The organism is Gemmatimonadetes bacterium SCN 70-22, assembly GCA_001724275.1.
Lineage (GTDB): Bacteria > Gemmatimonadota > Gemmatimonadetes > Gemmatimonadales > Gemmatimonadaceae > SCN-70-22.
In genome coordinates, this window is record MEDZ01000018.1 from 71,203 (window position 1) to 80,664 (window position 9,462).

The 9,462-nt window shown below is 70.7% G+C and carries 5 protein-coding genes; 4 read left to right on the plus strand and 1 reads right to left on the minus strand.

What is annotated here, in order from left to right; translation table 11 throughout:
* Positions 1–7 precede the first annotated feature (7 nt).
* Positions 8–2,797, minus strand: coding sequence for a peptidase (locus ABS52_10600; protein ID ODT03207.1), 2,790 nt, complete (start codon positions 2,795–2,797; stop codon positions 8–10).
* A 267-nt stretch (positions 2,798–3,064) separates the two neighbouring features.
* On the opposite strand from ABS52_10600, the gene ABS52_10605 reads away from it, so the two are divergent.
* The 4 genes from ABS52_10605 to ABS52_10620 all read left to right on the plus strand — a co-directional run bounded on the left by ABS52_10605 (position 3,065) and on the right by ABS52_10620 (position 9,418).
* A complete protein-coding gene (locus ABS52_10605) occupies positions 3,065–5,584 on the plus strand; it encodes a hypothetical protein (protein ID ODT03191.1) in 2,520 nt (839 codons plus the stop codon).
* Positions 5,581–6,537, plus strand: a complete 957-nt coding sequence (locus tag ABS52_10610) for a homoserine kinase (GenBank protein ODT03192.1) — start codon at positions 5,581–5,583, stop codon at positions 6,535–6,537. The genes ABS52_10605 and ABS52_10610 overlap by 4 nt, the downstream gene beginning before the upstream one ends.
* Before the next feature lie 9 nt (positions 6,538–6,546).
* Positions 6,547–7,833, plus strand: coding sequence for a threonine synthase (locus ABS52_10615; GenBank protein ODT03193.1), 1,287 nt, complete (start codon positions 6,547–6,549; stop codon positions 7,831–7,833).
* A gap of 295 nt (positions 7,834–8,128) precedes the next feature.
* On the plus strand, positions 8,129–9,418 hold the full coding sequence (locus ABS52_10620; protein ODT03194.1) for a hypothetical protein: 1,290 nt from the start codon (positions 8,129–8,131) through the stop codon (positions 9,416–9,418).
* Positions 9,419–9,462 lie beyond the last annotated feature (44 nt).

A 9,462-nucleotide genomic window follows, 5' to 3' on the forward strand; every position in this document is an offset into this window, starting at 1 on the left:
CCAGCGCCTACGCCCCGCCGTACAGCCCGTTGAAGAGGAGCTTGAACGTGCCGTGCGGCGTGGCCCGGAAGGTGATCTCGGGACCGAACAGGTAGAGCGTCCCCTTCCCCACCCTCGCCTCCGCAGCTGCAACGCCGCCCTCCAGGTAGCCCTGCCCCCATGCCCACCCGCTGCGCAACGGCCTGTCGGTCGCGTACCAGGCCACCGGCCGTACCCCCTTGAGGGCCGCATCGGGGCCGAGGCGGAACGTCGGCGACTCGTCGAAGAAGATGTCCGCCGTCGCCTCCATGCCGTAGGCGACCGGGTCGGTGTTGTCCACGCTCGCGCTCAGGATCGACCCCGGAATGTAGAACTTCTCCCGCGGGAGCTCCCGCTCCTCGCCCGAGGGCGCCTTCTCCACCAGGTAGTCGTACACCGGGAGCCCGAGGTGGTAGGCCAGGTTGGTCGACGTCCCCACGGTGATCACCGTCCCCCCGTCCTCGAGGAAGCGCTTGATCTGCGGAATCGACTTGTCGGCCGTGACGCGCCCGAGCCACGGGCGGAACTGCGCCGGGATGTCGTTAGGCGCCGGCTGGCGGTTGAAGCGCTCCATCATCGCCGAGAGCTCGCTCCCGCCCGTGCGGCGCACGGCCGGAATGGCCCCGGTGACGAAGACGATCACGTCGTACTTCGCCTTGAGGTTGCCGGCGTCGAGCGTGGGCGCGTAGATCACGTCGAACGGGAACTCGAACTGCTCGAAGAGCCAGCGCGTGTGCCCCGACGGCATCGAGCCGCCGTAGGTGTCCCACAGCGCGATGCGTCGCGGCGAGACGCGACCGGCGCTGCCGGGCCCCGCGCTCGTGGCGTGCACCGGAACCCCCATCTCCCGTGCCGACTTCTCGACGATCGCCCGCGTCGCGGCGTTGGCCGCGATGTAGAACGCGCCCGGCGGATGGGTGACGCTCCCCATGGTGAGCGGGGCGCTGCTGCGATACACCGCCGCCCCCGCCTTGAGCGCGCGGTTCACCACGACGAAGGCGTCGTTGACGCGCGGGTCGATCACGAACCCCTTCGCCCCGGCGGCGTTGGCCACCGTGAGCGACGGCGGCGTGGCCATCCCGTCGATCACCTCGCACGGGCAGTCGAAGCCATCCAGGATCCGGTCGAACTTCACCCCCATCTGGAACGCGAGCGTCCACCCCGCGTTGTCGTACGGCGGCTTCGGCGGCCCGCCGGGATAGGCGAAGTCGTTCGGGTGGTCCTGCGGCTCGAACATGTCGAGGACGTGCGCCCGGAACGCCTGCGCGGTCTTCACCACGTACGACCCGGCCGGATACTGCCTCCCCGCCACGGTGAACGCCGAGGTGGCCCGGTGCACCCGGACGTTGGCCTTGCGCAGCGCGTTCACGAACTTGGTCGCCGTCCCGAAGTCGGCCTGGCTCGCCGGGATGATGAAGCCGCGCGGATCGCGCTTCGCCGGGTCGCGCAGGTCGGCGAAGTACGTCGTCGGCACGGTCCCGCCGAACGGGTTGAGGGCCGCCGAGAGCCGGTCTCGCCCATTCCCGGCCGCCGTCCCCGCCGCGCGGTCCTTGCTGATCTTCGCTTGCAGCTCCGCCACCTCGGTGGGCGTCACCGTCCACGAGTCGCGGCTGCCACGCTCGATCATGTTCTTCCCCATCTTGTACATGTTGAAGAGGAAGTCTTCCTTGCGCTTGGACGCGATGTCGAAGACGGCGTAATTGGCCGTGACGGAGTAGTCGATCGACTGGCGGAAGTGCCACGCCTGCGGCGCGATCGGATACGGCAGGTCGCCCCGCGGCAGCTGGTTGTTGACCACCAGCGGGATCTCCATCGGCGTCGGCGACCCGATCGTCTCCGTGAGCAGGCCGATCTGGTTGTGGAAGTACACCGTCGTGCGCAGCCCGCCGTTCCACCACGTCGAGTAGCTCGACCCCGAGCGCATCGTGACGCCGGGCTTCCCCTCCACCGCGAAGCGCGTGTGCATCGCCGCCCCCACCATGTCGATACTCAGCGGGATGAGCGGGTCGAACGTGTAGTTGAACGGGTCGCGGAACGGGGGCGCGAACATCACCGTCCCCGCCGGACCGGTCTGGTGGTGGTTGTAGACGATCTGCGGGAACCACTCGTGGTACTGGATCCGCGCGATGTTGATCGACTCGTTCTGGTTCAGGATGAAGAAGTCGCGGTTGTTGTCGTGCCCGACGTACTTCTGGTACAGGCGCGGGATGGTCCCGAACGTCTTCTTGCCGTCGTCGGGCTCCTGCATGTACCAGTTCGACACCAGCTCCATCCCGTCGGGGTTGGCGTGCACCGCCAGGATGATGAGGTCGCGGAGGAAGCGCTGCGTCTCCTCGTCGTTGCGGCTGACCAGCTGGTAGGTGGTCTCGATGAGCTGGTGCGCGCCGAGGACCTCGGTGGCGTGAAGCCCGCCGTCGAACCACACCACCGCCTTCCCTTCCCTGGCCAGCGCGCGCGCCTCGTCGTCCGTGAGCCCTTCGGCCAGCGCCAGCTTGCGTGAGATCTCCTTGTAGCGCTCCAGCAGTTTGAAGTTCTCGGGCGAGGTGATGATCGCCATCAGCTGCGGCCGCCCTTCCGCCGTCTTCCCGATCTCCTGCACGACCATCCGGTCGGACTCGGCGTCGAGCTTCTTCCAGTACTCGGTGAACTGGGTGTAGTTGGCGAGCTTGTAGTCGTCGCCGATGTTGAAGCCGAAGAACTCCTTGGGCGACGTGACGCGCCCCTGGGCGACCGCCGGCGTGGCGCTGAGCAACAGGGCGGGGGCAACGCTGAGCGCGATCGCGGCGAGCGCGACCGCGGGCCGGCGCCATCGCGACGCGCGGGGGGGGACCTTCGCGAGCATGAGACGTCTCGGACGGGTGGGGGGTTGGTTCGGGACTCCGACAACGCGGCATACGCTATCGCCGGGCGCACCGTGCGTCCATGCAGCGCCGCCGCCTCGAATACGTGGGAACGGCGGGGGGTGCTGTGAGGGGAGGCTCACCGGCTCCGGATGGCGGGTGGCTAGATTGTACCGCGACCGGTATCCCGCCCTCGATTCGCCCCTATGCCTCCCAAGTCCAAGCCCTCGAGTCTGCAGGTCCACAAGTTCGGCGGTGCCTCGCTCTCCGACGCCGCCGCCGTTCGCCACGCCGCCTCGATCATCGCCGGCCAGCGGGGACCACGCCTCGTGGTCGCCAGCGCCATGGCGGGAGTCACCGACGCCCTGCTGGCCGGGGCCACCGGGGCCGCCGCGGGTGACGCCGATGCCCTGGTCGACGCCGCGGCGACCCTTCGCACGCGCCACGTCGAGGCGGCACGCGCCCTGGTCAAGGAGCGCGCCCGCCGCACCGCGCTCGAGGGCGCGATCGCGGAGCTCTCGGACGAGCTCGAGCAGCTCGCCCGCGGCCTGGCCGTGCTGCGCGAGCTCACCCCGCGCACGTCGGACTACATCGTCGCGCGCGGCGAGCGCCTGGGCGCGCGGCTCCTTGCGGCCGCACTCGGCGAGGCCGGGGTGCGCGCCGAGTTCATCGACGCCACCGAGGTCGTCCTGACCGACGACCACTTCGGCGGCGCATCGCCCGACTTCGAGGCGACCGATCGCGCCGCCCGCGAGCGCCTGGCCCCCCGCATCGCGCGGAGCGTCGTCCCGGTCGTCCCCGGCTTTCTCGGCCGCGCCCGCTCGGGGCACGTCGCCACCCTCGGGCGCGGCGGCTCCGACCTCACGGCCACGCTCCTCGCGCGCGCGCTCAAGGCGGCACAGGTCACGCTCTGGAAGGACGTCGCGGGCTTCCTCACCGCCGACCCGCGCATCGTCTCCGACGCGCACGTCATCCCGCAGCTCACTCCCCGCGAGGCGGCCGAGCTTGCGTACTACGGCGCCAAGGTCCTGCACCCCCGCGCGCTCATCCCGTTAGGCGACCGCAGCATCCCCCTTCGCATCCGTCCCTTCGCCGACCCCGCGTTCCCGGGCACGGAGATCTCGCGCCGCCGCACGCTGCGCGAGTATCCCGTCAAGGCCATTTCCAGCATGTCGGGGCTGGCCCTCCTCACCGTGACGGGGAACGGCATGCTCGGCGTCCCCGGGATCGCGGCGCGGACCTTCGCCGCCCTGCACCGCGAGCGCGTCTCCGTCTCGCTCATCTCGCAGGCATCGTCGGAGCACTCGATCTGTTTCTCGATTCCCGAGTCGAGCGCCGACGTGGCGCGCCGCGCCCTCCTCGACGCCTTCGCCGAGGAGATCGCGCAGCGCGACATCGACGGGGTCGAGGTGCGGCGCGGGGTGGCAACGCTGGCCGTCGTCGGGCTCGGGATGTCGGGGACCCCGGGCATCGCCGCCCGCGTCTTCGACGCCCTCGCCACGGGCGGGATCAGCGTCGTCGCCATCGCCCAGGGATCGTCGGAGCTCAACATCTCGGTCGTCGTCGACGCCCACGACACCACGGCCGCCGTCCGCCGCATCCACGGCGCCTTCCAGCTCAATCGCATCGGAGGCGGGCGCCTCGTCCGGCACGACCAGGTGGACGTCATCCTGCTCGGCTTCGGACAGATCGGCCGGGCGCTGGCGCGGATGCTCCCGCGCGCGAAGCAGGACGGCGTGGCGCTGCGGATCGTTGGGGCGATCGACCGGAGCGGATACGTCTTCGATGCCGCGGGGCTCGCGCGGCGCCGGCTCGACGCGCTGGTGCGGCACAAGCTCGGAGGGCACGGGCTGGCGACCGCCGAGGGAGCGCACGCCGCCTCGGCCAGCGAAGCGGTGCGCGAGATCGCCCGCCACGCCCTGTCCCATCCCATCCTCGTGGACGTCACGGCCGACGACACCCTCCCCGCGCTCAAGCTCGCCCTCTCGTCGGGGATGGACCTCGTGATGGCCAACAAGCGCCCCCTGGGCGGCCCGCTCGCCGACGCCCGGTCGCTCCTCGACCTCGCGGCGACCCAGGGACGGCGCATGCTGCACGAGACCACCGTCGGCGCCGGTCTCCCCATCATCGACACCTTCCACAAGCTCGCGGAGTCGGGCGATCGCATCCTCAAGATCGAGGGGTGCACGTCGGGAACCCTCGGCTACCTGCTCGACGAGGTGTCCGGGGGGAAGAAGTTCTCCGACGTGCTGCGCCGCGCCATGCAGCTGGGCTACACCGAACCCGACCCGCGCGAAGACCTGTCGGGGATGGACGTGGCCCGCAAGGCGCTCATCCTCGGCCGCCTGATCGGCTACCGGGGGGAGCTCAAGGACGTCCCGGTCGATTCGCTCGTCCCGGAGCAGCTGCGTACCGTTGGACTCGAGGAGTTTCTCGCGCGCGTCCCCGAGCTCGATGCCGAGTGGGACGCGCGCGCGCGCGCCGCGCGCGAACGGGGCCAGGTCCTGCGCTACGTCGCGCGCATCTCGCGACAGCGCATCACCGTCTCGCTCCTCGCCGTGGGAGCGTCGAGCCCGTTCGCCTCGCTCAAGGGGACGGACAACCAGGTTGCCTTCACCACCGTCCGGTACCGCGAGAACCCCCTGGTGATCACCGGTCCGGGGGCCGGGCCGCAGGTCACGGCCGCCGGCGTGGTCAACGACGTCCTCAAGCTGGCCACGACATGACGTACCTCACGCGTACCTCGGCCTACACGCCCGGTGGCATCGGGAACCTCGGCCCGGGGCTCGACGTCCTCGGCGCCGCCGTCGCCGGGGCCGGCGACACGGTGGTCGCCGAGTGGTGCGAGGGGCCGGGCATCCGCATGCGCACGGCGGGGCACCCCGATCTCCCAACGGAGGCGACGCGCCACACCTCCGGCGTGGCGGCGCTCGCCGTCGTCCGCGCGGTCACCGCGTTAGGCATCACCCCCCCGGCGCGGGGAATCGCCCTTACCGTGACCAAGGGGCTCCCGCTGTCCGGCGGACAGGGGGGAAGCGCCGCCTCGGCCGTGGCCGGCGCCGCCGCCACCAACGCCCTCCTCGGGTCGCCCCTCGCCCCCAGCGCCCTGCTCGCCGCCTGCCTCGAGGCCGAGGAGACCGTCGCCGGCCGCCACCTGGACAACATCGCCCCCTCCCTCCTGGGTGGGATCGTCCTCGTGCGATCGATCGACCCGATCGACGTCATCCCGCTCCCGGTTCCTCCTTCGCTGCGCGTCGTGATGGCGCACCCCGACCAGCAGCTGCGGACGGCGGAGGCGCGCGCCGTGCTGCCGCGCGACATCCCGCGCGGAGTCGTCATCCACCAGCTGGCGCAGGTGTCGGCCATGGTGGCGGCGCTGTACACCGGCGACCTCTCCCTCCTGGGGCGCGCCATCGACGACCGTATCGCCGAGCCGGCGCGCGCAACGCTGCTGCCGGGGTTCCGCGAGGCGAAGGCGGCCGCGCTGGCGGCGGGGGCGCTGGGGGGCTCCATCTCGGGGGCGGGGCCCACCGCGTTTGCCCTCTGCGACGGGGAGACGGTCGCGACGCGCGTCGCCCAGGCCATGCGGGAAGCGTATGCCGCCGCGGGCGTGCAGGCGCGGGTGCGGGTCGCGGAGATCGACACCGCCGGCACGCGAGTCGAACACTTCACCGACTGAGACGTTTCGATGCCCCCCACTCCACGCGTGTGGCAGGTCTGCGACACCTGCGGCGAGCGACTCCCCGACGATGCCGCCGCGCCGCAGTGCCCGGCGTGCGGCGGGCTCCTCGCCATCGAGCACCCGGCTCCTGGCGAGACCGTCGCCACGCTCCGCCAGCGATTCGACGGCCGCTGCTGCATGACGTCGCCAGGCGCAATGCAGTCCGGCGTCTGGCGCTTCGCGGAGGTGGTGCACCCCACCGCGGGAGAGCTGGTGAGCTATCCCGAGGGGAACACCCCCCTCCTCGCGCGCCCCACCGTGCAGCGTTTCGCCCGCTGTGAGGGGCTTCTCCTCAAGCACGAGGGGATGAACCCCACCGGGTCGTTCAAGGACCGGGGGATGACGGTGGGCGTGACGCAGGCCAAGCGGATCGGCGCGCGCGCCGTCGCCTGCGCCTCCACGGGAAACACCTCCGCCTCGCTCGCCTCGTACGCGGCGCTGGCCGGGATTCCCGCCCTGGTCTTCGTCCCTTCGGGTCAGGTCGCCCTCGGCAAGCTGACCCAAACGCTCGCCTATGGTGCGCGGACCCTGCTGGTGAAGGGGGACTTCGACGCCTGCCTCTCCCTCGTGCGCGAGGCGAGCGCCCGGCTCGGGATCTACCTCCTGAACTCGATCAACCCGTGGCGCCTGGAGGGGCAGAAGACCATCGTCCTTGAGCTCCTGCAGCAGCTGCGTTGGGCCCCGTCCGAGTGGATCGCCCTCCCCGCCGGAAACCTGGGCAACACCGCCGCCTTCGGGAAGGCGTTGCGCGAGGCACACGCGTGGGGACTGATCCCCCGCCTCCCCCGCCTCCTCGCCGTCCAGGCGGCCGGGGCCTCCCCCTTCGCGCGAAGTTTTCGTGAAGGCTTCGCCACGTGCCATCGAGTGAGGGCCGAGACCGTTGCAACTGCCATCAAGATCGGCGCCCCGGCCTCGTACCACCGGGCCGTGGAGGCGATCCGCCTGACCGACGGCGTCGTCACCGACGTCTCGGATGCCGAGATCCTCGAGGCCAAGGCGGTGGTGGATGCGGCCGGCGTGGGCTGCGAGCCCGCCAGCGCCGCCAGCGTCGCGGGGGTGAGGCGCCTGCGAGCGGAAGGGGTCATTGCCCCCGGGGACCGGGTGGTCGCCATCCTGACGGGGCACGTGCTGAAGGACCCGGGGATCCTCCAGTGGTACCATCAGGAGGCTGCCCCTCCTCCCGCCAGCGCCAACCGTCCCGTGGAGATCGATCCCTCGGTCGACGCCGTGGAGCGCCTATTGCAGGACGGGTAACCCTCGTCGCGCCGTCACCTGCACGCGAGGGCGGGAACAGTGCCGCCGGAAGGGCGCTTGACTCGGGGGGCCCTCTCGGGGTCTTTCCCTACAAGCATTCCCCAATTGCAGGACTGGCCCCCGCGTGCCTGACGAGAAAGGTTGGTGCCAGAGCCGCGATTCGCCTATAATGTCGGTGCTTCTGGCGTGACGAAGCGTCCCCTTGCGGTACGCTCCGTTTTGTAGAGACGCAGTGCGCAGTCATTCGCTCCATCCACCAGAGGATTGCATGAGACAACGACTCGTAGGGGCTGCTGTGCTGGCGGCGGTGCTCGCCGCGGCACCGGCACAAGCGCAAAAGCCGCTCGCCCTCGAGCTGGGCGGCTTCGGGCAGTTCAACCTGTTCGATTCCAACCTGGACATCGATAACACCATCACCGCCGGTGGCCGTGCGGGGCTGCACCTCTTCAAGCGGATCTGGGCCGAAGGGGATATCCAGCTCGGAAAGGCCGACTGGAACGTGGGGAACGGCTCCACCAAGTCGCTGACGCTCCGCCCGTGGGCCGCGCGCATCGTCTGGGCGCCCAGAATCGGGGAGCGCACCAACTTCCTGATCGGCGGTGGCTACCAGCAGAACGTGTACGTCGGGCGCACCGAGACGGTCGCCGGACAGTACGAATCGAAGAACGAGTACGAGGACGCCATCACCGGCCTCATCGGCATCAAGCGCTGCCTGAACGAGAAGTGGAACTTCCGGGGCGACCTCGTCGGCGACTACAATCCGTCGCCCAACTACAACAGCACGGCCGGCACGCTCAACGGCGAGGCGACCAACCTCGGCGTGCGCCTCGGCTTCGGCTACTCGGTGAACGGGAACTGCTTCGAGAAGCCCGCTCCCCCGCCGCCGCCCCCGCCGCCGCCGCCGCCCCCGCCGCCGCCGCCGCCCCCGCCGGCCAACGAGCCGCCGGTCCTCACGATCACGGCCCCGGCCAACGGCGCATCCTTCACCGGCCCGGTCACCTTCACCGCGACCTGCACCGACAAGGAGGACGGCGCCATCTCCAGCCGCGTGACGTGGCGCAGCAACCGTGACGGCGACCTCGGCTCAGGCGCCAGCATCACCAAGGCGCTGACCCCGGGAACGCACACCGTCACCGCCACCTGCACCGATTCCAACGGGACCAGCGTGACGAGCCAGGTGACGGTCACCGTCAACGAGCTCCTCGTCCGCCTCAACTGGGTCTACTTCAACTTCGACCGGGCCACGCTGACCAAGGCGGGGCGCGACACGCTCGACCGGATCATCACGACCCTGAAGGACAAGCCGGACATGAAGGTCGCGGTCGAGGGTCACACCGACCCGTACGGCAGCGACGAGTACAACCAGGCGCTGTCCGAGCGGCGCGCCGGCAGCGTCAACGACTACCTGGTCAAGGGTGGCATCGCCGCCAGCCGCATCTCGACGAAGGGCTTCGGCGAGCAGTGCCTGGTCCTCGACGACGACCACGCGCGCCCGGCCAAGACCAAGCGTGCGCACAGCGTGAACCGCCGTGTGGAGATCTGGTCGGTGGGCAACGCGGGAACCTCCGCCTCCTGCCGCCAGTAGCACGGCGCCGTACTGCACAACGCAACGCCCCCGGTGCCCATGGC